The sequence below is a fragment of the Sinosporangium album genome, assembly GCF_900100605.1.
In the GTDB taxonomy this organism is placed as follows: domain Bacteria; phylum Actinomycetota; class Actinomycetes; order Streptosporangiales; family Streptosporangiaceae; genus Sinosporangium; species Sinosporangium album.
The window spans coordinates 13434-39789 of sequence record NZ_FNCN01000034.1; the positions used below are offsets into that span (position 1 = coordinate 13434).

The following is a 26356-nucleotide window of genomic DNA, read 5'->3' on the forward strand; positions in this document are numbered from 1 at the left end:
ATGCTGATCCGCGCCATCCCGAGAGACCAGCGCCGGCGACCGACCGTCGCGGACTTCCAGACTGTCCTGGCGATCGAGCCGGGCCCGTCCGCCAAGGCGTAGGGGCACCGCCGAGGAAATGGGATGCGTGGCGGAGGGGGCCGGGGTAGTATCGCGCTCTGCACTGCGACCTAGGAGGTGAGACCGATTCCCCCTGTATCGGGTTGGGAGCTCCCGTCTCACGTCCGCCGGGCCGTTTCGGCTTAGGCCGTACTGGGGAGCCTCACAGGCATTCCGAAAGGCTCCCCCATGTCGCTTTCCCCTTCGGTCGTTTCGTTGACGTCTGTCGTTTCCGCCCTGCGTGCCTCCGGCTGTGTGTTCGCCGAGGACGAGGCGCGGTTGCTCATTTCCACCGCGCGCACGCCCGCCGAGCTTGACGCCATGGTGGCGCGGCGGGTGGCCGGGCTGCCTCTGGAACATGTGCTCGGCTGGGCCGAGTTCTGCGGGCTGCGTGTGGCGGTGGACGCCGGGGTGTTCGTGCCGCGGCGGCGCACCGAGTTCCTCGCCCGCCGGGCTGCGGCGCTGGCGCGGTCCGGGGCCGTTGTGGTGGACCTGTGCTGCGGTTCGGGTGCGGTGGGTGCCGGGGTGGCGGCGGCGGTGGAGGGGGCGCGTGTGTATGCCGCCGACGTCGACCCGGCCGCGGTGCGGTGCGCCCGGCGCAACGTCCCCGGCGGCCGGGTCTACGAGGGCGACCTCTACCGGCCGCTGCCCGTCGCGCTGCGCGACCGGGTCGACGTTCTGGTGGCCAACGCGCCCTATGTCCCCACGCGCGAGATCGCGCTGCTCCCCGCCGAGGCCCGTGTCCACGAGCCGCGCACCGCGCTGGACGGCGGCGCCGACGGCCTCGACGTGCAGCGGCGCGTCGCCGCCGAGGCCCCGCTGTGGCTCGCTCCCGGGGGCCACCTGCTCGTCGAGACGAGCGCATGCCAGGCACCACTGACCGTGGAGGTCTTCGCCCGCGTGGGGCTGACCCCGCATATCGAGCTGTGCGACGAACTCGACGCGACGATTGTGATCGGTGTCCGCAGAGGAGCCGACCAAACCGGATGTCCAACTGACGATGCATCCGATGGCTGAGGACGTGACCCCTATCTGATCATGCCGAGTGGGCCGGCGACCCGGGAGATCGCCCCTGCGGAACTACCCGACCCGCGCCGACATCTCCGCTTTCCTCCGCGACCACAAATGAGGTCCGCAGTGGGCCGACCTGGACGTCAGGGCCACCGCCGATCGTCAGTCTTCCCGGGGCTCGGCCAGCACACGCTGCGCCACGGAGAAGGCGGCGTTCGCCGCGGGCACTCCGCAGTAGATCGCGGTCTGGAGCAGCACCTCGCCGATCTCGTCGGGGGTCAGCCCGTTGCGGAGCGCCGCCCGGACGTGCATGGCCAGCTCTTCCAGGTGCCCGTGGGCGACGAGCGCGGTGAGGGTGATGCAGCTGCGGGTGCGGCGGGAAAGGCCGGGGCGGCTCCAGATCTCGCCCCAGGCGTAGCGGGTGATCAGGTCCTGAAAGTCCTTGGTGAAGCCTGTCGTGCGGGCGATGGCCCGGTCGACATGGGCGTCGCCCAGCACTTCGCGCCGCACGCTCATGCCGGGGTCGGCCGGAAGGTGCGCGAGCAGGGCGGCGGTGCAGGTCTCCGGCTGGTCGACATTGGCCAGGTGGGCGGCGCGCGCCACCTCCACGAGGGTGGCCCCGGGGATGCCGTCGGCGAGCAGGCGCGCGTGGGCGGGGGGTGTCGCCGGGTCCTCGCGTCCGGCGAGCACGAGCGTGCGGGTGCGGATCTCGGCGAGGCGGTCGCGCAGGTCGTAGTCGGCCAGCGCGTCGCAGCAGGCCGCGTAGCCGGCCCTGTCGGTCTGCGCGAGGTCGGACAGGAGAGCCTCGTCGCCCGGCCCCGCGAACCAGCGGCCGGCCGCGGCCGGGAGCAGCGGAGGTGTTCCTTCGCGCCGGACGAGCTCCGCCCGCGCCCGCCACCCTTGCGGTTCGCCGAACCACGCGGAGGAGCAGAGCATCGCCAGCGAGCGCACCCTTCCGGGATGGCGCAGCGCCAGGGTCGCGCCGATGGCGCCGCCGAGCGAGATGCCCGCGTAGTGAAAGCCGTCCATGCCGAGAGCGTCCGCGAGCTCGACCACCAGGTCGGCGAGCCCCTCCACCGTCCGCGCGCCGGACGCCGGGGAGCCGCCGTGGCCCGGCAGGTCGAATCGGACGACTCTGAAGGTCCGTGCCAGTGCCGGGACTTGGGGCTCCCAGACCCGGAGCGACGTTCCGAGGGACGGGCCGAGGATGAGCGGCGCGCCGCTCTCGGGGCCGTCCACGCGATGGTGAAGCACGCTTACTCCTCCGACAATGCGCGATCGACGAGTGCCGCGGCCGATCCGGTCGACCCGGTGAGGCGCAGGTTGTCACGCATGCGCTCGGGGTGGATCCGGAGGCCGGCCAGAAGGTCGGCGGTGTTGCGCGCGGCCCCCGCCACCAGGCGCAGCGTCTGGCGCAGCGCCTGCCACTCCGCGTGCCAGGCGCCCGAGGGCCGCTCGTCCTCGGCCACGAGCGAGCCGTACAGGACCGTGGTCAGCGCGGGCACCTGGCGGGCGGCGGCGGCGACCAACGTGGCCTTGACCGGGTTGTGCTTATGCGGCATGGACGACGAGTCGCCCCCCACTCCCTCGGAGACCTCGGCGATCTCCGTGCGGGACAGGACCAGCACATCGGCCGCGATCTTGCCGAGGGCGCCGGCGGTGAACGCCAGCGCCCCCGCGAGGTCGGCGACGGGTGTGCGCAGAACATGCCAGGGCAGGACGGGCTCGGCCAGGCCGACTTCGGCGGCGAACCCGGCGAGTACGGCGAGGCCGCCCGGCTGGTCCAGGGTCCCGGCGGGGCCGCCGAGCTGCGCGGGGAGCCCGTGGCGTGCGGCGTGCAGCCGGTGCCGGGCGTCCGCGGTGAGTTTGCGCCAGCCGGCGGCTTTGAGCCCGAATGTGGTGGGGACGGCCTGCTGGGTGAGCGTGCGGGCGGCCATGGGGGTCTCCCGGTGCTCGGCCGCGATTCCCGTGAGCGCGTCGGTCGCCGCGCGCAGGTCCGCCAGGATCGTGCCGAGCGAGCGGTGGGCGACCAGCATGAGTGCGGTGTCCAGGATGTCCTGGCTAGTCGCGCCCAGGTGGACGTGCGGGGCGTGCGGCCCTACGGCTCGCCGCAGTTCCTCGACGAGCGGGATCACAGGGTTTCCACCGGAGCCGGAGCCCGCGATGAGGCGCGGCAGGTCGAAGTCCGCCGCCCGGGCCGCGACGGCGCTCACGGCCTCGGCGGCTTGGCGCGGCGCCAGGCCGAGTGCGGCCTGGGCGCGGATCAGCGCGGCCTCGGCCTCCAGCATGGCTGCGAGGACGGCCGCGTCGCCGGTCTCCCCCACCGCCGACTGCATGGGCGACAGCAGGCCGAGGTCCGCGCCGCTCATGGGGTCCGCGCCGCTCATGGGGTCCGCGCCGCTCATGGGGTCCGCGCCGTCCACGGCATCCTCATGCGAAGTCAAGGAAGACCGTCTCCTTCTCCCCCTGCATGTGGATGTCGAACCGGTAGACGCCTTCCCGCTCCTCCACGGCGGCGAGGGCGCGGCGGCGTTCGGGCGTGAGGGCGTCGGCCAGGGGACCCGAGGGCTCGGCGCCCAGGTAGACGCGCGTGTAGAGGTGGTGCAGCAGACCTCGGGCGAACAGGCAGACGCTGATGTATCCGTTGCCGGGAGTGTGCGTGCGCAGGGTCCAGTGGCCGTCGGCGTCGGTGGGGGTACGGCCGAAGCCGGTGAAGGCGACGCCGTCTCTGCCGATGATCGCGCCGGTGACGGGGTCGCGGCGCAGCGTGCCGGGGGCTCCGCGCAGGCCGCCGGAGGGGTCGGCCTGCCAGAACTCCAGCAGGGCGTCGGACACCGGGGCGCCCGCGCCGTCGTAGACGTGGCCGTGCACCGTGATCCCGCCCCGCGCGATGTCACCGCCTCGGATGTCACCGCCTCGGATGTCACCGCCTCGGATGTCGCCGCCGCCTGCGAAGGGCAGCGCGTAACCGTAGAACGGCCCGATGGTCTGTGAGGGCGTCGGTTTCATCGGCCGTGCTCCGTCCAGGTCGCGGCGGGGCCGTCCAGGGTGATGTCCCATCGGTATCCGAGGGACCACTCGGGCACGGACAGGTCGTGGTCGTAGGCCGCGACCAGCCGGGCCCTGGCGCGTTCGTCGGTCACCGAGTTGAGCACCGGGTCGTAGGGAAGCAGCGGGTCGTTCGGAAAATACATCTGGGTGACCAGGCGCTGGGCGAAGGCGCGGCCGAACACGGAGAAGTGGATGTGGGCGGGGCGCCAGGCGTTGACGTGGTTGCGCCACGGGTAGGCGCCAGGCTTGATCGTGGTGAACCGGTAGTAGCCCTCGTCGTCGGTCAGGCAGCGGCCGGCGCCGGTGAAGTTGGGGTCGAGCGGCGCCGGGTGGCCGTCGCCCTGGTGGCGGTAGCGGCCCGCGGCGTTGGCCTGCCAGACCTCCACGAGCTGGCCGCGGACCGGGCGGCCGTCGCGGTCGAGCACCCGGCCCTCCACGGTGATGCGCTCCCCCAGCGGCTCGGCGAGGTGCCGGCGGGTCAGGTCGGCGTCGAGGGGCGACACGTCGGTGACGCCGAAGACCGGGCCGGTCAGTTCGGCGGCGTCGGGGTCTTCCATCACGACCAGCGGCCGTTTGGGGTGGCGCAGGACGCTGCTGCGGTACGGGGCGAAGTCGCGGAGCGGGTGGCCGCTCGCCGGGCCTGCGCCGTTCGCATGTAGGTGGGCGGTTTCACCGTCGATGTCATGCTGGGTAGGAGGCTGCGGGGAAGGTGGTGTCAAGGCTGGTGGTGTCAAGGCGTTCACCTTTCGAGGACGAGGGCCAGGCCCTGCCCGACGCCGATGCAGAGGGAGGCCAGGCCGGTGCCTGAACCGGCGGCGGCCAGCCGGTGGGCGACGGTGCCGACCAGGCGGGCCCCCGAGGCTCCGAGCGGATGGCCCAGGGCGATGGCCCCGCCGTGCGGGTTGACGATCTCGGGGTCGAGCTCGGGCAGGCCGGCGAGGCAACCCAGGACCTGGGCGGCGAAGGCCTCGTTCAGCTCGGCGGTCGCCACGTCCTCGAATTTTCTGCCCGCCTTGGCGAGGGCCTTCGTGACGGCTTCGACGGGGCCGAGGCCGAAGAAGCGGGGTTCGAGCGCGCTGACGCCGCTCGCCACGATCCTGGCCAGGGGCTCGCGCCCGCCGAGGCCCGCCTCGTCGGTGATCAGCAGCACCGCCGCGCCGTCGCTGAGCGGTGACGAGTTGCCCGCGGTCACGGCGCCTCCGGCGCGGAAGGCCGGTTTCAGCCGGCCGAGCGCCTCCAGGGAGGTCTCCCGGCGGATGCCCTCGTCGGATGCAATGCCGGCGATGGCGGTGATCTCACGGTCGAACGAGGCCGCGGCGGCCTTCCGGTGGCTGGCCAGCGCGTAGGCGTCCTGCTCGTCGCGGCCGATGCCGTATTTGTCGGCGATCAGTTCGGCCCCCTCGCCGAGGGAGACCGTGTGCTCGCCCGCCATCCTGGGGTTCGTCAGCCGCCAGCCGAGCGAGGTGGAGACCAGCTCCTGGCCTCCGGCGGGGAACGCCCGGTCCGGCTTGGGCAGCACCCAGGGCGCCCGCGTCATCGACTCCACGCCGCCCGCGACCACGACGGAGGCGTCCCCCAGGGCCACCATGCGGTATGCCTGGACGACGGCCTCCATGCCGGAGCCGCACAGCCGGTTCACCGTGACGCCCGGCGTGGTCACCGAAAGGCCCGCCAGAAGGGCGGCCATGCGGGCCACGTTGCGGTTCTCCTCGCCGGCTCCGTTGGCGTTGCCGAGGATCACCTCGTCCGCGGCCTCCAGCGCGTTGCGCTCGGCGAGAGCCCCGATGACGTGGGCGGCCAAATCGTCGGGGCGGACGCCCGACAGTGCTCCGCCGTATCGGCCGAAGGGGGTGCGGACCGCGTCGGCGATGTAGACGGCTCTCACAGGGCCACCTCCGCGCCCGTACGGCTGCGCAGCTCGGCCGCGTCCACGCCCGGCGCGGTCTCGACCAGCCTCACGCCCTCCGGGCCGACGTCGAGGACGCCCAAGTCGGTGACGACCCGGTGCACGCACGCCCTGCCCGTCAAGGGAAGCGAGCACTCCTCGACGATCTTCGGTGAGCCGTCCTTGGCGGTGTGCTCCATGACCACGATGACCTTGCGTGCCCCGTGGACCAGGTCCATCGCCCCGCCCATGCCCTTGACGAGCTTTCCGGGGACCATCCAGTTGGCGAGGTCGCCCCGGGCGGAGACCTGCATCGCGCCGAGCACCGCGACGTCGATGTGGCCGCCGCGGATCATGCCGAACGACAGTGAGGAGTCGAAGAAGGAGGCTCCCGGGAGCACGGTGACCGTCTCCTTGCCCGCGTTGATCAGATCCGGGTCGACCTCGTCCTCGCGGGGGTAGGGGCCGACGCCGAGGATGCCGTTCTCCGAATGCAGCACCACGTCGACGCCCGGCGGCAGAAACGCAGGGATGCGCGTGGGCAGCCCGATGCCGAGGTTGACGTAGTCGCCGTCACGCAGTTCGGCTGCCGCGCGGGCGGCCATCTCATCGCGGGTCCAGCTCATCAGGTCACGGTCCTCTTCTCGATGCCTTTGTCGGCGGCCTCTTCCGGGGTGAGCGCGACGACACGCTGAACGAAGACGCCCGGCAGGTGGATCTCGTCGGGGTGGAGCACGCCCGGATCGACGAGTTCCTCCACCTCGGCCACGGTGATCCGCCCGGCCATCGCGGCCGGCGGGTTGAAGTTCCTGGCGGACTTGCCGAACGCCAGGTTGCCGTGGCGGTCGCCTCTGGCCGCCCTGACCAGGGCGAAGTCCGTTCTGATGCCGCGCTCCAGCACGTAGTGCCCGCCGTCGAACTCGCGGACCTCCTTCGGCGGGGAGGCCAGCTCGACAGAGCCGTCGGCGGAGTAGCGCCACGGGAGCCCGCCCTCGGCGACCGGGGTGCCGACCCCCGCCGGGGTGTAGAAGGCGGGGATGCCGCTGCCGCCCGCGCGCAGCCGTTCGGCCAGGGTGCCCTGGGGGGTCAGCTCCACCTCCAGCTCGCCGGCGAGGTATTGCCGGGCGAACTCCTTGTTGTCGCCGACGTACGACGCGATCACGCGTGCGATCCTGCGGTCGGCGAGCAGCAGGCCCAGCCCGGCGCCGTCCACGCCGCAGTTGTTCGACACGACCGTGATGCCGGTCACGCCGCTGTCGAACAGGGCGCGGATCAGCGTGTTGGGGATGCCGCTCAGGCCGAAGCCGCCGACCGCGAACGACATGCCGTCGCGCGCATCGGCCAGCGCCTCTGCGGCGCCGGCGGCCACCTTGTCTGCGCGCACGGCACGGTCTGCGCGCACGGCACGGTCTGCGCGCACGGCACGGTCTCTGCGCATGGCACTCCATTCCCCGCGAAGAGCTCCCCGAGCACGGGAGTGTTCGCTGAATGAACTAGAGTTCATTAATGTGAGGTCGAGTATGCGGAGCGCAGCCGCTCCTGTCAAAGTGCTTCCATCGCCGAAACCGGGTGGAGGAGACGGAGGAGTGGGAGCGATGGAGCCGGCCGGGACCCTGGAACGCGGGCTCGCCGTCCTGCGTGCGCTGGTCGCCACCCCGAGAGGCCGGGCGCGCGCGACGGACCTGGTCCGCGCCACCGGCCTGGCCAGGTCGACGGTGGACCGGGTCGTCGCCACCTTCGTCCACCTCGGCCAGCTGCGGGTCGAGGAGCGGGAGGTGCTGCTCGCCCCGCGCCTGATGGAGCTGGGCGAGGCATACCTCGCCTGCGACGGCCTCCGGGGTCCGCTCAGCCCGCTCGCCGCACGGCTCGCCGACGAATTGGACGAGTCCGTGTCGCTCGCCGTCCCCGACGAGGACGGGGTCCGCTTCATCTGCCAGATCCCCCGCCGCCGCACGGTGTCGATCAGCTTCAGGGTCGGCGATCCGTTGCCCGCCGACCGCTGCGCGGCGGGCCTGGTGTTCCTCGACCCGTCGGCGCCGTGGGCGGAGGACGACCAGCTCATCGAGCCGGGCCTCGTCGCGGTGGCGATGCCCGTGCGAGACGCGGGCGGCACACCGAGATGCGCGGTCAGCGTGGTCAGCCACACCAGCAGGCACAGCGTCGCCGAGCTGCGCGCCCACGCCATGCCCCGGTTGCGGAAGGCGGTGGCGGAGATGGAGGCGGCGATCCTCAGTCCTCCCCCGCCCCCGCCTCTGACCGCCGCGGTCGACGACACGCGCGCCGCCAAAGAGGATCTCGGCGCGGACTACCTTCAGTCGCTCGCCCGGGGCATGGCCGTTCTGGTGTCGCTCGGCTCCTCGCCCGGCGGGCTTACCCTCGCCGACGCCGCCAAGGCCACCGGGCTGCCCCGGGCCACCGTACGGCGGGCCGTCCAGAGCCTCACGCAGCAGGGCTACGCGGCGGCCGACGGCACCAGGTTCAGGCTGACGCCCAAGGTGCTGGCGCTCGGCTACGCGCATCTGTCCGGGCGCACCTTCAGCGAGACGGTCGAGCCGCACCTCCGCGACCTGGTGTCCCGGGTCGGCGAGTCCGCCTCGGTCGCCGTGCTCTCGGGGGTCGACGTCGTCTATGTGGCACGCGTGCCCACGATCAGCATCATGACCGTCGACATCACCCTCGGCACCCGCTTCCCGGCCTACGCCACCTCCATGGGGCGCGTCCTTCTCTCGGCCCTGCCCGAGGACGGCCCGGCCGGGCCCGCCCCGCGGGCGCTCACCCGCCACACCGTCACGTCGCGCGACGAGCTCGCTGCAGCCGTACGGCAGGCCGCGAGCGACGGCTACGCCCTGGTCGACCAGGAGCTTGAGGAGGGCGTGCGGTCGATCGCCGTCCCGCTGCGCGACAGGGACGGCCGGGTCGTCGCGGCGGTGAACGTCGCCACCCACGCCGGACGCACAACGCGGGACGAGCTCCTGCATGACGTGCTGCCCGCCCTGAGGGAGGCCGCGGGGCTGATGGAGGCGGACCTGGCGCTGACCCGTGTGGTCCCGTAGGCCGCCGCGCCCCGCCTTTGCGGCAGTGGGCCGGACCGGAGGGGCCGCCTCACGGCCTCACATGGTCGGGGAATCCGGTCCAGCACAGGTCGGCCGGGAGGTGGCTCATGTCGTTGAACATCACGAGTGTGGGCGGCAGGCCGTTGCGGTATTCGATGACCGTCAGCGCTGCGTTGGCGCTGTTCAGTCCGAGCCACCGGGACGGTGGCGCGTCCAGTGCGTGGCGCACCAGCCACGCGATCGGGTAGGCGTGCGTCACCAGGACCTCGTGCGTGTCCTTCGCTGTCGGGTCGGGGATGACCTTCGCGAACCGGGCGACCAGGGCCTGGGCGAGCCTGTGGCCCGAGGCCGCCTCGGTCTCGTCGTAGCCGTCGAAGAAACCGGCCCAGGACCGGGGTGTTTCGGCCGCGGGGGGAACGTAGGGCACGTGGTCGACGAGTTCGACCGCCTTGGCCACGGGCGGGTCCGGTAGATGCCGGGCGAGTTCGTGTGCGCTCGCTCCGGCGCGTGGGAGCGGCGAATGCCACACGGCGTCGACCGGTATGCCGGCGAGCCGCTCGCCCAGCAGGCCCGCCTGCCGACGCCCGACGTCGGTGAGCTCCCCGAACGCGTCGGCCGCGCCATGGCGTGCCAGATAGAGGTGTCGTGTCGCCATGAGGGGTCATGGGGGCGGTGCCCGTGCGGGCCCGCTTCCCGGCTCCTTTCGATCCCGATCAGGTTGTGGTGGTAATGGTGCCGTTGGTGCCGTCGATGGTGATGGCGGTGTCGTCGTGGAGTCTGCTCGTCGCGTTCGGGACGCCGAGGACGGCGGGGATGGCGTGTTCGCGGGCGACGATCGCGGCGTGGGAGAGCACGCCTCCGGTCTCGGTGATGACGCCGGCGGCGATGCGCAGCAGCGGCGTCCACGCGGGGTCGGTGAAGGGGCAGACGATGACGTCGCCCGGCTGCACGCGCGCGAAGTCACCGGGACCGCGGACGATCCTGGCGGTGCCGGTCGCGGTGCCGTGGCTGCCCGGTGTTCCGGTGAGCGTGGCGGCCGGGGTGTCCGAGGCGCTGGGAGGCGACGCCGCCGGCGGTGGGAGTGCGGCGGTGACCGGCCGTGCCTGCAGAACCCAGATGCGGCCGTCGGCGATGGCCCACTCGATGTCCTGCGGTCCACCGAGCGCGGCGGCGATCCGGTCGCCCAGCGTGGCGAGCCGCGTGGCGGTCGCGTCGTCGATCGTCGGCCGGCCCTGGGAGTGGGTGGGCACGTCGCGGGCGACGAGCCGCCCGCCATGCCGGTCGAGGCGGGTCCGCTTGTGCGCGACGGTGCGTGTGACCGACCCGTCGGCGGCGACGCGGTAGGCGTCGGGGGTGACCGTACCCCCGACAACGCTGGGGCCGAGGCCGAAGGATGCCTCGATCCGGGTCGCGTCGCCGGGGTCCGCGGGTGTGAACATCACCCCGGACACCTCGGCGTCCAGATGGCGTTGGACGATGACGGCCATCGCGGGATCGTCGGACGGCTGGTCGCCTTGGTAGTCGATGGCGCGTGGAGAGAACAGCGAGGCCCAGCAGGCGCGTACGGCGTCGGCGGCGTCGCCGACTCCGTGAACGGCGAGAAAGCTCTCGTGCTGACCGGCCGCCGACGCCTGGCCGGTGTCTTCGCTCGACGCCGATGACCTCACCGCCAGGGGCGGGTCGCCGAGCTCGTCGAGCGCGCCTTCCAGCGCGTCGATCACGGTGGCGTGGACCGGGCGGGCCTCGATCGCCTGCCGTACGGCGTCGAGATCGTGCTGGCCGGCGGACCGCCCGAGGCCCAGGTCGCCGACGGCGGCACTGTAGGCGGCGCGGTAGGCGGCGAACGGGACGACGAAGCCGTCGGGAATCGGCAGACCCGCGCGGAGCAGCGCGCCGAGCGTGCCGGCCTTGCCCCCGCAGGTATCGGCGGCAGCCTCCATGAGGGGTACGAACACCAGCCCCCTTTCAACGAAAGATTGACAATATTTCGTTGATTGTGGAGCATGAGTCGCATGCCCCGCAAGCAGGACACCGATCACAACGCGTATAGCGACCACGCCCAGGCCCACCGTGAACAAGAGGCGAGTAGGCGCCTCCGGAGCCTGGGCGCAGACGCGCTCGACGCCCGTCCGTGGCGCCCCTCCCCCGTCCCGCCGTCGGCGGTCGACCTCGCGCACTTCGCCCTCTGGCGCAGCCCCGACCTGGCCCCGGAAGACCTCCTCAGCGCGCTGGCCCTCCTGCCCGCCGCGCGCGCCGAGGTCGAAGGACTCGAAGCCGGCCTGCTGTTCACGGCCCGGAGCGCAGGACTGACCTGGGCTCAGATCGCCCGCGCGCTGGGGTTCAACTCCCCGCAGGCGTGCCAGCAGCACTACGCCCGTCTGACAGCACGACAGGACGCCGACTCATGACACGGAACTCCCCGCACGACCTGCTGGTCCTGCACGCCGCGCGCATCACCGGGTTCGCCGACACCCCGGTGATCGCACACCGGTACGGGCTCGATGAGGCCGAGACGAAAGAGACGCTGCGCGACGCCGAGGCGCGCGGCTGGGTCACGCACACCGCCTTCGCCGGCACCGGAGGCTGGTCGCTGACCGAGACCGGCCGAGCCGAGAACGAACGTCGGCTGGCCGCCGAACTCACACGCGTCGGCGGCGCCGACGAGGTCCGCGGCGCCTACCGCGACTTCCTCCCGCTCAACGCACTCCTGCTGCGAGCCTGCACCGACTGGCAACTCCGGCCTGCCGCCGGCGATCGGCTCGCCGTCAACGACCACTCCGATCCCACCTGGGACGCCCGAATCCTCCACGAGCTCGCCGGCATCGACCGCGCGCTCACGCCACTCGCGGACCGGCTCGGGAACGTCCTCACGCGGTTCCGCGGATACGACACACGATTCACCTTCGCCCTGGCGCGCGCCCGAGCCGGGGATGGCGCCTGGGTCGACCGCACCGACGTCGACTCCTGCCACCGCGTCTGGTTCGAGCTCCACGAAGACCTCATCGCCACGCTCGGCCTCGACCGGAACGCGGAACCCTGACCCCGCGCTCCTCCGTGCCGGTGGTCGGCCTTCCGGATAGCACAGGGACAGCGTGCGGCCCGACGTGGTCCGCGGGACATGCCGGCTGCCCGCGGGGGCGTGGGCGTGCCGTCGCGGCTGCGGTGGCAACGCCTGACCCGCCCCCTGTCCGGAGATCCGCTCCGTCTGGAGGCACGGCCGCCACCAGACGGAGACTTGCGGTCTACTCGACGGCCTTGAGCACCGCGTCGGCGATCGACCGCGGATCGACGCCGAAATGCCTGCGCGCCGCCTCGCGGGTGTCGGACAGGCCGAACCCGTCGGTGCCGAGCGACGTCCAATGGCGGCCGATCCACGGCTGGATCTGGTCGGGTACGGCCCGCATCCAGTCGCTCACCGCGATGACCGGCCCCTCGGCCCCGGCCATGGCCTGCTGGAGGTAGGGCACGCCGGACGTGGCCATGGCCTCGCGGCGCAGCTCACTCCAGGAGGTGACGGACCAGACGTCCACCCCCAGGCCGTACTCCTCCTGGAGCAGCTGCTGCGCGGCCAGTGCCCAGTGGATGGCGGTGCCGCTGGCCAGCAGGTGCGCGGCGCCGCCGTTCGCGGAGTAGCGGTAGAGGCCCTTGAGGATGCCCTCCTCGACGCCCTCGGGCATCGCGGGCTGGGGCAGCGGCTCGTTGTAGAGGGTGAGGTAGTAGAAGACGTTATCGCCCGCCTCGCCGTACATCCGCCGCAGCCCCTCGCGGACGATCACGCCGACCTCGTAGCCGAACGCCGGGTCGTAGGCCAGGCAGGCCGGGTTGGTGGAGGCGAGCAGTTGGGAGTGCCCGTCGGCGTGCTGGAGGCCCTCGCCCGTCATCGTGGTGCGCCCGGCCGTCGCACCGATCAGGAACCCGCGGCCGAGCTGGTCGGCGAGCGCCCACATCTGGTCGCCGGTGCGCTGCCAGCCGAACATCGAATAGAAGATGTAGAACGGGATCATCGCCTCGCCGTGGGTGGCGTAGCTCGACGCGGCGGCGGTGAAGGACGCCATCGACCCGGCCTCGGTGATGCCCTCGATGAGGATCTGCCCGTCGACCGCCTCCTTGTACGACAGCAGCAGCTCGCGGTCGACGGCGTCGTAGCGCTGGCCCAGCGGCGAGTAGATCTTCGCGGTCGGGAACAGCGACTCCATGCCGAACGTCCGGGCCTCGTCGGGGACGATGGGCACCCAGCGGCGTCCGGTCTCCGGCTCCTTCATCAGGTCCTTGACCAGGCGGACGAACGCCATCGTGGTCGCGATCCTGGCACCGCCCTTCGCCAGGCTCTGGAAGGGCTTGTCGGCGGGCGGCGGGAGCGGGCGGTGGACGGCCGTGCGGTGCGGCATCGGGCCGCCCAGCGCGGCGCGCCGCTCCGCCAGGTAACGCGCCTCGGGCGAGTCGGGGCCCGGGTGCAGGTACGGCGGGAGCTCCCCGTTCAGCGCCTCGTCCGAAACCGGCAGGCCGAGCCGGTCACGCATGGTCCGGAACTCGTCCTGGGTGAGCTTCTTCATCTGGTGGTTGGCGTTGCGGGCCTCCACGCCCGCGCCGAGGGTCCAGCCCTTGACGGTCTGGACCAGGATCACCGTGGGCCCGCCGCGGTGGTCGAGCGCCCTGCGGTAGGCGGCGTACACCTTGCGCGGCTCGTGCCCGGCCCGCGATCCGCCGACGATCCGCCGCAGGTCGTCGTCGGAGTACGGAACGTCCAGGCCGTGGAGCAGATGCTCCCTGATGTACGCGCCGGTCGAGGCCGCGTACGTCTGGAACTGGCCGTCGGGCGTCCCGGCGAGCCGGGCCACCACCTCGTCGGAGCCGAGCAGGCCGTCCCATTCCTGGCCCCACAGCGCCTTGACGACGTGCCAGCCCGCACCTTTGAAGACGCTCTCCAGCTCCTGCACGACGCTGGTGTTGCCGCGTACCGGGCCGTCGAGCCGCTGCAGGTTGCAGTTGATGACGAAGGTGAGGTTGTCGAGCCCCTCGCGGGCGGCGAGCGTGAGCGCGGCGGTGGCCTCGGGCTCGTCCATCTCTCCGTCGCCGAGGAAGGCCCATACGTGGCTGCGGGATGTGTCCTTGATGCCGCGGTTGTGCAGGTAGCGGTTGAACCTGGCCTGGTAGACCGAGTTCAGCGGGCCGAGGCCCATCGAGACGGTGGGGAACTGCCAGAAGTCCGGCATCGCCCGCGGATGCGGGTACGACGGCAGCCCGCCCTCGGTCTCCCGCCTGAACAGGTCGAGCTGCGCCTCGCTCAGCCGCCCCTCCAGGAAGGCGCGCGCGTAGACTCCCGGTGAGGCGTGGCCCTGGAAGTAGACCTGGTCGTCCGTGGCGTGGAAGAAGTGGTTGAAGCCCACCTCGTACAGCCAGGCGGCCGACGCGTAGGTCGCCATGTGGCCGCCCAGGCCGAGCCTGCTGCCCCTGGTCACCATCGCGGCGGCGTTCCAGCGGTCGTAGGCGGCGATGCGCTCCTCCAGCTCCAGGTCGCCCGGGTAGGCGGGCTCCTCGGCGGTGGGCACGGTGTTGACGGGACGCGAACTCGTGACGAGCCGCCTCAAGAGGAACTCGGCCCGCTCATGGCCGGCCGCGCGCCGGACCGCCTCGAGCGACTCCAGCCACTCGGCGGTCTCCTGAGGATCCAGATCTCTCTCCATAACGCCATTAAACACCCAACGATCGATCATTGGGCATTTAGGAGCGTACTATCGACTCCCGTGAGACCCGTTGTGCGGTCGCCGCTGCGCGACCAGATCCGCCAGGTGCTGCTCGAAGGGCTGATCAGCGGCCGATGGGAGCCCGGCGAGCGCATCGTGGAGCGCCGGGTCGCCGCCGAGCTGAAGGTCAGCCAGGCGCCGGTCCGCGAGGCGCTGCGCGAGCTGGAGGCGCTCAGACTGATCGAGTCGTCGCCCAACAAGGGCGCCAGGGTTCGCCCCCTCACCGCGGCCGACCTGCAGGAGGTCTACGAGGTGCGGGCGGGGCTGGAGGAGACGGCGGCCAGGCTGGGCGGCCCGCCGATAGAGGAGCTGCGGGCACACGCGGCCCGCCTGCATGTGGCCGCCGAGACGGGCTCACTCGACGACCAGGTGCGGCACAGCGTCGCCTTCCACCGCGAGATCGTGGCGGCCTCGGGCAACGCCGTGCTGCTGTCGGTGTGGGAGTCGCTGAGCGTCGAGGTGTGGACGCACCTGTCGATCCGGCTGTTCAGGATACGGCCGGACGAGAACGCCGCCGACCACGAGCCGCTCATCGAGGCATTCGAAGCGGGCGATCCCGACGTCGGCCGCATGCTGCGCGAGCACGTCCTCGGCTACGCGCCCTGCGACTCGCGGTAGTACGGGCCCTCCTGGTCCGCGTAGGTGCACACCTATTCCAGCGGAGCCCGCCGACCGAACTCGGCAGCGGGCACCCGTAGCGCGATCGCCATGGTTCAGGACATACCGCATGAAGAGGCTCAGAGACGACGTTGAGGCAGGAAGACGCTGAAGCACGTGTCTCCGAGTTCGCTGGCCACCTCGACCCGGCCCCCGTGGGCGATCGTCACGGCCTGCACGATGGCCAGCCCGAGCCCGGCGCCGCCGCCCTGGCGCGAGCGGGAGTGGTCGCCTCTGGTGAACCGGCCGAAGATGGTGGGCAGCAGGTCGGCGGGGATGCCCGTCGCGTCATCACGCACGCGGATGACCAGCTCGCCGTCCTCGATGTCGAGAGTGGTGGACACAACGGTGCCGGGCGGGGTGTGGACGCGGGCGTTGGCCAAGAGGTTGGAGATCACCTGGTGCAGCCGGTCGGGATCACCCGTCACGGTAGGCGCCTCGTCGGGGAAGTCCACCAGCCAGTGGTGTTCACGCGAGGCGGCGTAGGCGTCGCTGACCGCGTTGACCAGCAGCGGGCGCAGATCGACCTCGTCGCGGATGAGCGGCCGCCCGGAGTCGAGCCGGGCCAGCAGCAGCAGGTCCTCCACGAGACTTGTCATGCGGGCGGTCTCGGAGCGGATGCGGCGCAGCGCGAACTCCTGCGTGCGGGGATCGCGGCCGGCGAGCTCGGCGTAGCCCGCCAGCGAAGCCAGCGGAGTGCGCAACTCGTGGCTGGCGTCGGCGATGAACCGGCGCAGCCGCACCTCGCTGTCATGTCTGGCCGCCAGCGAGTCCTCGATGTGGCCGAGCATCTGGTTGAGGGCCGCGCCCACCTGGCCCACCTCGCCGCCGGGATGGGAGTCGGCCTCGGGAACGCGCGCCAGCCGTACCACCTCACCGCTGGACAGCTCCTGCTGCGAGACCTCCGTGGCGGTGGCGGCCAGGCGCTGAAGAGGGTGCATCTGGCGGCGGACCATCGCGGTGCCGATGAGGGCTGCCAGGCTCAGCGCGCCGAGGGTGACGCCGACCTGGACGGCGATGAAGCGGCTGAGCGTGCTGGAGACCGAGTCCAGGGGCAGGCCCATGACCAGTGTGAGACCGCCCGGGCCGGGCGCGGCACGCAGGCGGTACTCGCCGAGCGGGTGGAGCGTGACGGTGGTGATGTCGCCGGTGAACGACGGGAGGCGGTCGGGATAGGGCGCCGGCCCGATCTGACCGTCGGCGGTGACCAGGCCGGACTCCAGCACCTCGCCGCCGCGCAGCCGCATGGCGAAGGCGCCCTCCGGCAACCGGCTGAGAAGCGACTGGCCCATCCGCCCCCGGGGGGACATGAGCGCGGTCAGCCGGTCGTCGAGCTGTGCGCGCAGGGAGGCGTCGAGCTGGAGCGTGGTGATCGTGCCGATGACCACCGCGACGCCGACCATGAGCAGGATCGCGGTGGCCACCAGCCGGGTGGTCAGCGAGCGGGGGGTTTGAGCACGTAGCCCGCGCCGCGCACGGTGTGAATCAGCTGCATCCCCAGCTTGCGCCGCAGGTACGACACGTACAGCTCCACCACGTTGCTGTTTCCGCCGAAGTCGTAGCCCCACACGTACTCCAGGATCTGGCTCTTGCTCAGCACCCGCCGAGGATTGTTCAGCAGGAAGCGCAGCAACTCGAACTCGGTCGGCGTCAGCTGGACCAGTTCGCCCGCCCGGAACACCTCGTGCGTGTCCTGATCCAGGACGATGTCGCCGATCGCCAACCGGGATTCCGGCCGGGCCTGCAGCGCGCCCGAGCGGCGCAGCAACCCTTGAAGCCTGATGATGATCTCCTCCAGGCTGAACGGCTTGGTCACGTAGTCGTCGGCGCCCGCGCTCAGCCCGGCCAGCCGGTCGGCCAGCTCGTCCTTGGCGGTCAGGAACAACACCGGCAGCTCCGGTGAGAGCCCGCGTAGCCGCTGCAGCACCTGCAAACCGTCCATGTCGGGCAGCATCACGTCCAGGACGACTGCGTCGGGCAGGAAGGCTCTGGCCTGCCGTACCGCGCTCTCACCGTCGTGGGCGCAGTAGACCTCCCAGCCGACCAGCTTCATCGCCATGCTGAGCACCTCTGTGAGCGACGGCTCGTCGTCGACGACGAGGACGTTGATCTGCCTGGTGTTCATCGAGTTCAACACAACCTGCCGTTCGGGAGGGTTACGAACCCCACGTATCGACACGTATCGACCGTCTTGGCCGCCGACCTGGGGGAAGCGTAGTGGTCGGTCGCCGTGCTCTTCACAGGCCACTCGGCATCGAAGCCGGGCCTGACCGTCTTGCGGTGAGGAGAGCGGCCAGGACGGGACACTTCGTGATCATCATTCCGGCCAGCCGCTGTCGGGGAACTCGCCTGAGGCGGCGTCGGAGACGACCACCAGGTCTTTTTCGGACAGCCCCTGGGTGATCTGCACGTACTGGTCGCCGCGCACGCCCGTGCGCACGCTCTTCTCTCCACCGTCGCGGAGCCTGACAACGGCGGTGCCGTCCGGTCTGCCGGTGACCGCCTGGACGGGCAGGTAGATGGCGCCTTCCGCCTCCTCCAGCGTCACCACCACGCTCGCCGTCTGGCCCACCATGAGCTTCCGCGGCGGCTTGTCGAACGAGATCGTGGCGGTGTAGGTGACCAGCTGGCCCGTGGTGGTCGCGGTGGGCGATATGCGAGTGACGGTGCCGGTGTGCCTGGTCTCCGGGCTCGTCGCCAGGGTGATGGCGGCTTTCTGACCGATCTTCAGCTGGTTAACGTCGCTCTCGGTGAACTCCGCCTTCACCTGGAGCTCGTCGAGGTTGCCCAGGGTGAGAAACGTGCCGGTCCTGGCGGTCTCGCCCGCCTTCCCCGCGACGCTCAGGATGGTTCCGGAGACCGGTGCCACGATCTTGGTGCCGTCGAGCTGGTCCTGGGCCTTGCTCAGGTCGGCCTGGGCCGCCCGCAGTTGGCTCTCCAATCTGTCCGCCGCGCCGGCACTGGCGGTTTCGGCGCTCGCCGAGGGCCTCGCCCTGGAAGCGGGGCAGGAGTCGGCGGCCGTACGGTCGGCGCCCGCGCCGGGCGATGCGCTCTTTGAGATGCCGGCCGGGCGGGACGGGCCGGGCGATCGGGTCACGGCGGCTGTCACCGTGGCCGTGGCGGTAACCGTCACCGTGACCGTCGGGACGGGTTCCACGCTCAACTCCGCGGAGGGCTCCTCGCCGGGTTTCTGCGGGCTGGGGGCCTGCGTCTCCCGTATCGGGTCGAGCCGGTGGGCGGCTGCCCGGACCGCAGGCCCGCCCGCCGCGCCGATCATGGACGAAGAGGCGGTCGACGGCCTTGGACTCGCCGAACCCGAAGCCGAAGGTGACGGTGAGGGCATGGGTGAGCGAGAAGCCGAGGCGGAGGCCTTGGGCTTGGGCGCCGGAACACAGGGGTCGCCCGCCGCAGGCGAGGTCTCCTCGGCCGGGGACGGCTCCTCCAATGCCTCCTTGGCCGCCACGTAGTCGGCTCGTGCTTGCGTGTAGGCCTCCTGCGCGGCGGTGGAATCGATGCGCGCCAGCAGTTCGCCCCTACGCACCTTGTCACCGGCCTTGACGTACAGCCGCGTCACCTTCCCCGACGAGCCGAAGGCCAGTTCGCGGCGTGACCCGTCGGCGGTGCTGCCTGCCGCGCTCACGGCGGAGGTCACGGTGCCACGCTCCGCCGAGGCGAGGCGGACCGAGGAGGTTTCGGCCGGCTCGTCGCGGAGAGTGAGGTACGCGCCCCCTCCGACGGTGACGGCGACGACCACCGCCAAGACGCCGGTGCGCGCTCCGAATCGACTCATGGGCGGCCATATTGGCCGGTCTATGTGGGAAGTAGTTAGGCAGAAGCTGTGAGTTCCCCATGGGTTCCTGTGAGCCTGCTTTCACAGGAAATCCATGGGAGATCCACAGCAGGCTCACAAACCTGCGTGCCACGGTCCCCCACTGTGAAGTTCAGACGCAGAGGCCTGATCACCAACGGGGCCTTGGGAATACTCTTGCTGGGCGGTGCCGGCGCGGTCTACCAGACGCTCGGCCCAGGCGACTCCACGGAACAGGTCACGGTCCGGACGTTCACGGCCTCGCGCGGCACGGTCATCGCCTCCGTCTCTGCCTCGGGCAAGGTGGAGAGCGCCCGTGCCAGGTCGCTCAATTTCGGCACCAGCGGTACGGTCGAGAAGATCCACGTCAAGCCGGGCGACAAGGTCACCGCCGGGCAGATCCTGGCCGAGCTCGACGACGACGCCGCGCAGGAGAGCGTCGCGTCCGCCGCGGCCGGCCTCAAGGCCGCCGCCGAGGACAGCGAGTCCAGCGCGAGTGCCTACGCCGGCTACGTCAAGGCGGACATCACCTACAAGGAGGCCCAGCGCACCCTGGCCGCTACCGACCTCAAGGCTCCCTTCGCCGGCACCGTCACCGCGGTGAACGGCACTGTCGGGGGCTCGTCCGCCTCGTCTGCCTCGTCCGGAGGAGGGGCCGGTACGGCAGAAGCCGGTGGTTTCATCGAGCTGGCCGACACCCGCCGGCTCCAGCTTGTCGGCTCCTTCACCGAATCGGATGTCACCAAGCTCAAAGTGGGTCAGACCGCCTCGATCTCATTCGACGCCCTGACCGGTGTGACCGGCGAAGGGAAGATCACCCAGATCGATCCCGTTGCCGCCACGAGCAACAACGTGGTCCAGTACCCCGTGACGGTCGCCTTCACCGATGTGCCGGACGAAGTCCGGCTGGGCCAGACCGCCACAGTCTCCGTCGAGGTGGGCAAGGCGGAGAACGCCATAGCCGTCGCTTCCACCGCCATCACGACCGCGGGCGGTCAGAGCAGCGTCACCGTGCTCAGAGACGGCCGCCAGGTCAGGACTCCGGTCACCGTGGGAGTCCAAGGCACCTCACTGACCGAGATCACGGCGGGACTGAGCGAGGGCGACCAGATCGTGCCGCCCGCCTCGGCTGCCACGCAGAACGGCAACCAGCGCATGGGCGGTTTCCCCGGCGGCGGCGGAGGCTTCCCCGGTAATGTCGCGCCTCCCGGCGGGAGGGGCGGCCAATGAAGCCCCCCGCCAAGCGCGGCGAGGCCTCGGCGCAGGCCCGCCGTACCACCGCGCATGCGGAACCCCACCCCGTGCTCCGTGTACAGGACCTATTCATGATCTATGGCGAGGGCGACGCGCAGGTCCAGGCGCTGCGCGGCGTCTCACTCGACGTCTACCAGGGCGACTACGTCGCCATCATGGGCGCCTCCGGCTCCGGCAAGTCCACGCTCATGAACATCCTCGGCTGCCTCGACGTGCCCACCTCCGGCCGTTATCTGATAGACGGTGTAGACGTGGGCGCGCTCGACGAGCGCCGGCTCGCCATCCTCCGCAACCGCAAGATCGGCTTCGTCTTCCAGAGTTTCAACCTCATCCCACGCATGAGCGCCCTGGCCAACGTGGAGCTGCCGCTCACCTACGGCGGAGTCGGTACGGCCGAGCGCCGCACACGCGCCCTGGCCGCCCTCGACCAGGTGGGCCTGGCCGATCGGATCCACCATGACCCCAACCAGCTCTCCGGCGGCCAGCAGCAGCGCGTCGCCGTGGCCAGGGCCCTGGTCACCGCGCCCGCGCTGCTCCTGGCCGACGAGCCCACGGGCAACCTCGACACCAAGTCCACCGCCGACGTGCTGGAGATCCTGGACCAGCTCAACGACTCCGGCCGGACCATCGTGCTGATCACCCACGAGGACGATGTGGCCGCGCACGCCAAGCGGGTCATCCGCCTGGTCGACGGCCAGATCATCGACGACCTCCGCCAGGCCCCGGTCGACGGACCGCCTCCTCGCCCCTTGAAGGCGGCGCGATGAACGGGCTGGAGATCCTGCGTTTCGCCCTGCGCGGCCTGGTGGCCAACAAGCTACGCAGCGCCCTGACCACCCTGGGCATCCTCATCGGCGTCGCCGCCGTCATCCTGCTGGTGGCGGTGGGTGAAGGATCCTCGCGCTCCATCACCCAGAACATCCAGCGCCTGGGCGCCAACACGCTGACCATCTCCCCCTCCTTCTCCGGCGGCGGAGGAGGAGGCGGAGGCGGCGGAGGCATGGCGCGGCCGGGCGGCGGGCAGAACAGCGGCCCCAGAACCCAGGCCCGCCCGCTCGTCCTCGCCGACGCCAAAGCCCTGACCGACAAGACCCAGCTCCCCGCGGTGAAGAGCGTCTCCCCCGTCGTCACGGCCAACTCCGCCGCAGCCACCCACGAGGGCGCCAGCCACACGATCTCGCAGGTGGTCGGGACCTATCCGAGCTATTTCGAGGCCGCCAACAAGCAGGTCGCCGAGGGCCAGTACTTCGTCAACGCCGACGTCGTGGCCGCTCGCAAGATCGTGGTCATCGGCAAGACCGTCGCCGAGGCGCTGTTCGGCCGGACCGAGCCGGTGGGCAAGGCGATCGCCATCTCCGGCGTGCCGTACACCGTGGTCGGGGTTCTGAAAGAGTCGGGCTCCGCCGGAGGCATGCAGGACGCCGACGACCTGGCCATCGCGCCGCTGCCCGCCGTACAGCAGTCGCTGACCGGCTTCGGCTCGCTCGGCTCGATCCTGGTCCAGGCGACCTCCGCCTCCGCCTCCGGCGACGCCCAGTCGCAGATCACCGCGGTGCTCAACCAGCGCCACGGCATCACCGCGACCGGCTCGGCCGACTACCGCATCCTCAACCAGGCCACCCTGCAGGAAACGGTCAGCACGGCGACCGGCACCTTCACCGTGCTGCTCGGTGCGGTCGCGGCCATCTCACTCCTGGTCGGCGGCATCGGCATCACCAACATCATGCTGGTCACGGTGACCGAGCGGACCAGGGAGATCGGCATCCGCAAGGCCATCGGCGCCTCACGCGGCGCGATCCTCGGCCAGTTCCTGCTCGAAGCGACCCTGCTCAGCCTGGTCGGCGGCCTGACCGGAGTGGCGGTCGCGGTGGCCGGGGCGCAGTTCACCATCGCCGGGATCGAGCCGGTGATCGTGCCCTCCTCCGTGGCGCTGGCGCTCGGCGTCTCGGTGGGCATCGGCCTGTTCTTCGGCAGCTACCCGGCCAACCGGGCTGCCAAGCTCCGCCCGATCCAGGCGCTTCGCCATGAATAGGCGCCCGTCTCCCCCTTCCAGGCGCATGAGCGAGGAAACCTGATGAACAAAGATGAGATGAAAGTGCTGGAGACCTCCCCCTTCGCCGGCGATCTCGACGCCTCCTTGCGTGCCCGGCCACGCAACGGCGCGTCCAAGATCACGCTCGCCTTGGGCGCCGGGGTCGTGCTGGTGGCCGGCGTGCTGCTCGGAATTCAAGCGCAGAAGAACTTCGGCACGACCAGCAGTACGGCGGGGCCGCAGCTGCCCGCAGGCCCCCGCCAGCCGGGCGGCGGCTTCAGCGGAGGGCCCGGCGAGATGGGTCGTATGGGCGGCGGAATGACCACCGGGACGATCACCAAGATCGACGGCACCAAGGTCCACCTGGAGACCGCCGACGGCACCGAGGTCGTCGTGACCACAGATGACCAGACGACCATCCAGGTCACCGGGAAACTCGCCGACCTGAAGAAGGGCAGGGCCATCGTCGTGCAGGGCCGGAAGAGCGCGAACGGCGCGGTGAACGCTACCTCCATCAGGACGGCAGGAGCAGTTTCACGATGAGATCAATCCCGCTGATGCTGGCCGTCTTGCTGTCGCTTGCAGGCTGCGGCACCACGCCGGAAGACGCGAACGCGCAATTTCGGGAATGCATGAAGGAGCACGGCGTAGAGCTGCCGGAAGGCGGTCTTCGTGGTGGGCCGGGTAGCGGCCGGGGTCCAGATGGCGCCCCGTCCGCGCGGCCGAGCGGCGAGCCCCGCCAACGGCCAAGCGGCGAGCCGCGGCCGAGCGGGGAACCGCGCCAGCGGCCGAACATGTCCGCGGACATGCAGAAGGCCATGGACGCCTGCCGGCAACTCGCCCCGCAGCGACCCGCAGGGAACTGAGCGACCGGAGGAGATCGCGAGCCGCAGCACGGTAGATCATCGGCAGGATATCGCTGAACCGGTCGAACAGCGACCGCACACCCATCTCTCCTCCTCGCTAGTCCTTGAGGTCTTCGCCGTAGACGACCTCAAGCTCGGCCGCCAGCGCCTCGGCGAGCTGCGGGGTCTGCGACCGGTCGATGACGACGTGGCGGAGCGAGGACACTCCCCGGAGGGCGGACAGGTCGTTGCCGCGCAGGTCGAGGTCGCGGTACTTGCCGCCGTCGAACTCGGTCAATGTCAGGTCGCAGTCGTCGACGGTCACACCTCCGCTCAGGTCGGCTGCCGTGAAGGTGGCCTCGCGCAGGGAGCAGGACGAGAAGACGACCGGCCCGGCGACACGAAGGCGAGTGAAGACGGCGAGGTCGAGTTTGCACCGCTCGAAGATCACGTCCTCCAGCGTCACCACCTCCCAGGCGGCGCCGAGCAGTTTGCAGTCGGTGAAGACCACACGGGTGAGTCGGCTGTCGGTCCAGCACAGGCCGGACAGGTCGCATCCGGAGAACACCACCGAGTTCAGGCGCAGCCCGTCCAGGTGGATGCGCTGAGCGGCGAGGCCGGTGACGCGCCCCTCCACGAGCTGAACCTTCGACAGGGACAGCTCGCGCAGGCGTCCACCGGAGTAGGCGAACTCACGTAGGTCGCTCTCCCCGAGCGAACCGATCTCGTTCAGGTCCGCATCATCCAGACCGGGTAGCGTGACGTGCGTCCGGCGCACGGTACGGATGTTCTGCATAGGATCTTAGCCTCTCAGCGTGAGGTACCCGCAGGTGAGCGCTCGGCGATTCGACGCGTCCACCGCCGAGCACTTGGTTACTTCTTGCTCCAGTTGTCCCAGGATGGCCTGTTGTCGAATGGGCCGGGACTTTTGGCCCAGTTGTCCCACGACGGCCTGTTGTCGAACTTGGCCTGCACCGGTGCCTGCACAGTGTTGCCGGAGGTGTGGCAACGGATCAGGTCGCGGACCGCGTCCGAGTCGGTGGCGGCCAGGAACTCCAGAACGGTCACGGCTGCTCCTTGGCTGCGGCGGTGGACAGTGCGGTGGCGAGGGCCTGGCGGGTCAGACGGCAGTAGGCGGTCTCGGTGCTGGCGAGGCTGCCGTTCTCGAAATACCTGTTGGCCGCCTGCGCACCCCGGCAGAAGTCCCAGAAGTCGCACCCGGCCCGGCAGCGGGACAGACCGGTCATGAACTCCTGGACGTAGCGCAGCCGGTGCGCCTGGGCGAGCATGCCGGCGATGCTCTGGTGGCGGACGTTGCCCGCCAGGAAGTCCCCGTAGCCGGGATCGGCGGTGTCGGCCAGCTCCGGCGACAGCAGCACCACGTCCCCGTCGCATGACACGGTGGGGATCGGATCCAGACGCCGACCGTCCCACTCCTCGCGCCGTCCGCTGCGAACCAGACCGAGGTACTCGGCCAGGTGTTCCAGCTCCCTCACCACCGGGACATCGTCGCGGCGGCAGGACCATTCCAGGACTCCCGTCCAGAACCGCTCGGCCTGCTGCGGGGCGATGGAGACCGCCGTGCTGTTGACGCCCTCCATCTCCTCCACGTTCAGCCCGATGGTGTGCGGGCCGAGGCCGGCGAGGAAGTCCAGGAGCGCATCCGGCTCCGAGACGCCCTCGGCACCCACCACCGCGATCACCGAGAAGGGAATCCCGTGGGCGCGCAGCCGCTCGATCCCGCGCACGATCCTGACGGACGCCGGCCTGCCGCGCAGATCGACCCGCCGCGCGTTCAACACCGCAGGCCCGTCGATGCTCACCCCGACCCGGAAATCGTGGCGGACCAGCAGATCGCACCACTCATCGTCGATCAAGGTGGCGTTGGTCTGCACATAGTGCCTGACACGCCCGGATCGGCGCAGGTCCTCGAACGGTGCGAGCAGCGCGGCGAATCTGGACCGGCCGAGCGCGAGCGGTTCCCCTCCGTGCCAGACGATGCCGAGCGGGCCGCCGTTCCCGGCGAGTTCGGCCGCCGAGGCGGCCACCGCGGCGGCCGTCTCGGGGGACATCTCGCGCTTGAGGCGGCGCAGCAGCAGGTAGCAGTAGCTGCAGTCCAGGTTGCACAGGGTGGACGGCGGGCCGAACCAGCGGTCGAACTCCGATCGCCGGTTCACCTCGTGTCCTCCTCGGAGGCGCGTGCCGAGGCCAGGGCGAGCGCGGTGACCTCGTCCCAGGCCCGGTAGCAGCGGCGGTGCAGGAACAAGGCCCGCAGCGCCTCGCTGAACGGCCACACCAGCTCGTGCATCCCCCTGGCGTGGGCGTCGGCCTTCACGGCCAGCAGCTCCTCCAACGAACCCTCAAGCCAGTCCAGCGCGAGCGTCTCTTCGGTGTCGTCTGCGGACATACTTCTTCCTTTCCGGGTGATGACTCGGACCAGTCCCCTGGGTGCCGGAGGCCGCAGCGGGCGGCGCGTCGGACGGATCGTCCTGCCAGCGGGCCTCCCACTCGCCGGACTCCTGTCCGCTGACCTGGAACTCGGGGATCTCGCGGCCGGGGCTCACGCCGGCCCCGCGATCATCGACGAGCGGATCAGGCGGGGGATGTCGCCGATGTCCTCGGGGCGCACCATGAACAGTTTGTTGCCCTGCGGCGGCAGCGTCACCAGGTAGTGGCGGCTGTGCGCCCCGCCCGCGACCTTCGCCAGCTCCCACCCGCCGCCGTCGGTCACGTCCAGCTCCTCGGGCAGGGCGCGGCCGTTGGGGGAAGAGCCGAGCCGGATCAGGGTCGCGGTGAACCGTTCGGCGTGCAGGAGGGCCCGGACCCGCTCCAGCGGGCCGGCGTTCTGTACGGTCGTTCCCTCGGTGGTCTGCCGTTGGGCGGGGACCTCGCGGGGACCTCGCGGGGGGTCGCGGTG

General features: G+C 71.1%; 27 protein-coding genes. 9 read left to right on the forward strand and 18 right to left on the reverse strand.

All coding sequences use genetic code 11. From position 1 onward, the window contains the following. The first annotated feature begins 288 nt into the window (after positions 1-288). Positions 289-1116 carry a putative protein N(5)-glutamine methyltransferase gene (locus BLQ73_RS25335; protein WP_093174118.1) on the forward strand — a complete coding sequence of 276 codons (828 nt, stop codon included), beginning with the start codon at positions 289-291 and terminating at the stop codon, positions 1114-1116. A gap of 156 nt (positions 1117-1272) precedes the next feature. On the opposite strand, the gene pcaDC is transcribed toward BLQ73_RS25335, so the two are convergent. The 7 genes from pcaDC to BLQ73_RS25370 are packed head-to-tail and all read right to left on the reverse strand — an operon-like array spanning position 1273 to position 7484. Further along, positions 1273-2364, reverse strand: coding sequence for a bifunctional 3-oxoadipate enol-lactonase/4-carboxymuconolactone decarboxylase PcaDC (gene pcaDC / locus BLQ73_RS25340; protein WP_093174120.1), 1092 nt, complete (start codon positions 2362-2364; stop codon positions 1273-1275). Positions 2365-2366: 2 nt separating this feature from the next. After that, positions 2367-3554 carry a 3-carboxy-cis,cis-muconate cycloisomerase gene (gene pcaB, locus BLQ73_RS25345; protein WP_245691390.1) on the reverse strand — a complete coding sequence of 396 codons (1188 nt, stop codon included), beginning with the start codon at positions 3552-3554 and terminating at the stop codon, positions 2367-2369. Continuing rightward, complete coding sequence (gene pcaG / locus BLQ73_RS25350; RefSeq protein WP_093174122.1) at positions 3541-4119, reverse strand: protocatechuate 3,4-dioxygenase subunit alpha; 579 nt, start codon at positions 4117-4119, stop codon at positions 3541-3543. The genes pcaB and pcaG overlap by 14 nt, the downstream gene beginning before the upstream one ends. After that, on the reverse strand, positions 4116-4841 hold the full coding sequence (pcaH, locus tag BLQ73_RS25355) for a protocatechuate 3,4-dioxygenase subunit beta (protein WP_245691403.1): 726 nt from the start codon (positions 4839-4841) through the stop codon (positions 4116-4118). Before pcaH ends, pcaG begins: the two co-directional genes overlap by 4 nt. Before the next feature lie 59 nt (positions 4842-4900). Then, the gene (locus tag BLQ73_RS25360) at positions 4901-6046 is read right to left on the reverse strand and encodes a thiolase family protein (RefSeq protein WP_093174126.1); all 1146 of its coding nucleotides are present in this window, start codon (positions 6044-6046) and stop codon (positions 4901-4903) included. Then, the gene (locus tag BLQ73_RS25365) at positions 6043-6672 is read right to left on the reverse strand and encodes a CoA transferase subunit B (protein WP_093174128.1); all 630 of its coding nucleotides are present in this window, start codon (positions 6670-6672) and stop codon (positions 6043-6045) included. The genes BLQ73_RS25360 and BLQ73_RS25365 overlap by 4 nt, the downstream gene beginning before the upstream one ends. After that, complete coding sequence (locus BLQ73_RS25370; RefSeq protein WP_093174130.1) at positions 6672-7484, reverse strand: CoA transferase subunit A; 813 nt, start codon at positions 7482-7484, stop codon at positions 6672-6674. Before BLQ73_RS25370 ends, BLQ73_RS25365 begins: the two co-directional genes overlap by 1 nt. Positions 7485-7641: 157 nt before the next feature. Here BLQ73_RS25370 and BLQ73_RS34855 point away from each other — a divergent pair, with 157 nt between their 5' ends. Next, on the forward strand, positions 7642-9099 hold the full coding sequence (locus BLQ73_RS34855; protein WP_093174132.1) for an IclR family transcriptional regulator domain-containing protein: 1458 nt from the start codon (positions 7642-7644) through the stop codon (positions 9097-9099). Between the two features lie 49 nt (positions 9100-9148). Here BLQ73_RS34855 and BLQ73_RS25380 read toward each other — a convergent pair whose 3' ends face one another. Together BLQ73_RS25380 and BLQ73_RS25385 are read right to left on the reverse strand one after the other, a co-directional pair. Then, entirely contained in the window at positions 9149-9754 is a 606-nt protein-coding gene (locus BLQ73_RS25380) for a histidine phosphatase family protein (RefSeq protein ID WP_093174134.1), read from the reverse strand. A gap of 58 nt (positions 9755-9812) precedes the next feature. After that, on the reverse strand, positions 9813-11054 hold the full coding sequence (locus BLQ73_RS25385; RefSeq protein WP_093174136.1) for a PEP/pyruvate-binding domain-containing protein: 1242 nt from the start codon (positions 11052-11054) through the stop codon (positions 9813-9815). 57 nt (positions 11055-11111) lie between these two features. Here BLQ73_RS25385 and BLQ73_RS25390 point away from each other — a divergent pair, with 57 nt between their 5' ends. Together BLQ73_RS25390 and BLQ73_RS25395 are read left to right on the forward strand one after the other, a co-directional pair. Beyond that, positions 11112-11507: a DNA-binding protein gene (locus BLQ73_RS25390; protein WP_093174139.1), complete on the forward strand. Its 396-nt coding sequence runs from the start codon at positions 11112-11114 to the stop codon at positions 11505-11507. Beyond that, the gene (locus BLQ73_RS25395) at positions 11504-12139 is read left to right on the forward strand and encodes a transcriptional regulator (RefSeq protein ID WP_093174141.1); all 636 of its coding nucleotides are present in this window, start codon (positions 11504-11506) and stop codon (positions 12137-12139) included. The genes BLQ73_RS25390 and BLQ73_RS25395 overlap by 4 nt, the downstream gene beginning before the upstream one ends. Before the next feature lie 202 nt (positions 12140-12341). Here the strand turns inward: BLQ73_RS25395 and aceE are convergent, their stop codons facing one another. Then, positions 12342-14783 (reverse strand): pyruvate dehydrogenase (acetyl-transferring), homodimeric type, encoded by a 2442-nt coding sequence (gene aceE / locus BLQ73_RS25400; protein WP_093174143.1) that lies wholly within the window; start codon positions 14781-14783, stop codon positions 12342-12344. Between the two features lie 60 nt (positions 14784-14843). Here aceE and BLQ73_RS25405 point away from each other — a divergent pair, with 60 nt between their 5' ends. Further along, positions 14844-15461 (forward strand): GntR family transcriptional regulator, encoded by a 618-nt coding sequence (locus BLQ73_RS25405; RefSeq protein WP_245691391.1) that lies wholly within the window; start codon positions 14844-14846, stop codon positions 15459-15461. A gap of 119 nt (positions 15462-15580) precedes the next feature. Here the strand turns inward: BLQ73_RS25405 and BLQ73_RS25410 are convergent, their stop codons facing one another. The 3 genes from BLQ73_RS25410 to BLQ73_RS25420 all read right to left on the reverse strand — a co-directional run bounded on the left by BLQ73_RS25410 (position 15581) and on the right by BLQ73_RS25420 (position 19290). Further along, positions 15581-16924 (reverse strand): sensor histidine kinase, encoded by a 1344-nt coding sequence (locus BLQ73_RS25410; protein ID WP_218126016.1) that lies wholly within the window; start codon positions 16922-16924, stop codon positions 15581-15583. Between the two features lie 11 nt (positions 16925-16935). Continuing rightward, positions 16936-17625 carry a response regulator transcription factor gene (locus BLQ73_RS25415; protein WP_093174145.1) on the reverse strand — a complete coding sequence of 230 codons (690 nt, stop codon included), beginning with the start codon at positions 17623-17625 and terminating at the stop codon, positions 16936-16938. A 192-nt stretch (positions 17626-17817) separates the two neighbouring features. Then, complete coding sequence (locus BLQ73_RS25420) at positions 17818-19290, reverse strand: efflux RND transporter periplasmic adaptor subunit (RefSeq protein WP_093174147.1); 1473 nt, start codon at positions 19288-19290, stop codon at positions 17818-17820. Positions 19291-19434: 144 nt separating this feature from the next. On the opposite strand from BLQ73_RS25420, the gene BLQ73_RS25425 reads away from it, so the two are divergent. The 4 genes from BLQ73_RS25425 (at position 19435) to BLQ73_RS25440 (ending at position 23137) form a co-directional block, all read left to right on the forward strand. Then, positions 19435-20538 (forward strand): efflux RND transporter periplasmic adaptor subunit, encoded by a 1104-nt coding sequence (locus tag BLQ73_RS25425; RefSeq protein ID WP_245691392.1) that lies wholly within the window; start codon positions 19435-19437, stop codon positions 20536-20538. A 95-nt stretch (positions 20539-20633) separates the two neighbouring features. After that, entirely contained in the window at positions 20634-21329 is a 696-nt protein-coding gene (locus BLQ73_RS25430) for an ABC transporter ATP-binding protein (protein WP_245691405.1), read from the forward strand. Further along, a complete protein-coding gene (locus BLQ73_RS25435; protein ID WP_093174151.1) occupies positions 21326-22594 on the forward strand; it encodes an ABC transporter permease in 1269 nt (422 codons plus the stop codon). Before BLQ73_RS25430 ends, BLQ73_RS25435 begins: the two co-directional genes overlap by 4 nt. A 42-nt stretch (positions 22595-22636) precedes the next feature. Then, a complete protein-coding gene (locus BLQ73_RS25440; protein WP_093174153.1) occupies positions 22637-23137 on the forward strand; it encodes a hypothetical protein in 501 nt (166 codons plus the stop codon). Between the two features lie 420 nt (positions 23138-23557). On the opposite strand, the gene BLQ73_RS25445 is transcribed toward BLQ73_RS25440, so the two are convergent. The 5 genes from BLQ73_RS25445 to BLQ73_RS32770 form a co-directional block, all read right to left on the reverse strand. Continuing rightward, entirely contained in the window at positions 23558-24235 is a 678-nt protein-coding gene (locus tag BLQ73_RS25445; RefSeq protein ID WP_093174155.1) for a pentapeptide repeat-containing protein, read from the reverse strand. Positions 24236-24312: 77 nt separating this feature from the next. Further along, positions 24313-24507, reverse strand: a complete 195-nt coding sequence (gene amcA, locus BLQ73_RS25450) for a multiple cyclophane-containing RiPP AmcA (RefSeq protein WP_093174157.1) — start codon at positions 24505-24507, stop codon at positions 24313-24315. After that, positions 24504-25616, reverse strand: coding sequence for a cyclophane-forming radical SAM peptide maturase AmcB (gene amcB / locus BLQ73_RS25455; protein ID WP_093174159.1), 1113 nt, complete (start codon positions 25614-25616; stop codon positions 24504-24506). The genes amcA and amcB overlap by 4 nt, the downstream gene beginning before the upstream one ends. After that, on the reverse strand, positions 25613-25846 hold the full coding sequence (locus tag BLQ73_RS25460; RefSeq protein WP_093174161.1) for a hypothetical protein: 234 nt from the start codon (positions 25844-25846) through the stop codon (positions 25613-25615). Before BLQ73_RS25460 ends, amcB begins: the two co-directional genes overlap by 4 nt. A 153-nt stretch (positions 25847-25999) precedes the next feature. Then, complete coding sequence (locus BLQ73_RS32770; RefSeq protein WP_176955673.1) at positions 26000-26170, reverse strand: hypothetical protein; 171 nt, start codon at positions 26168-26170, stop codon at positions 26000-26002. Between the last annotated feature and the right edge of the window lie 186 nt (positions 26171-26356).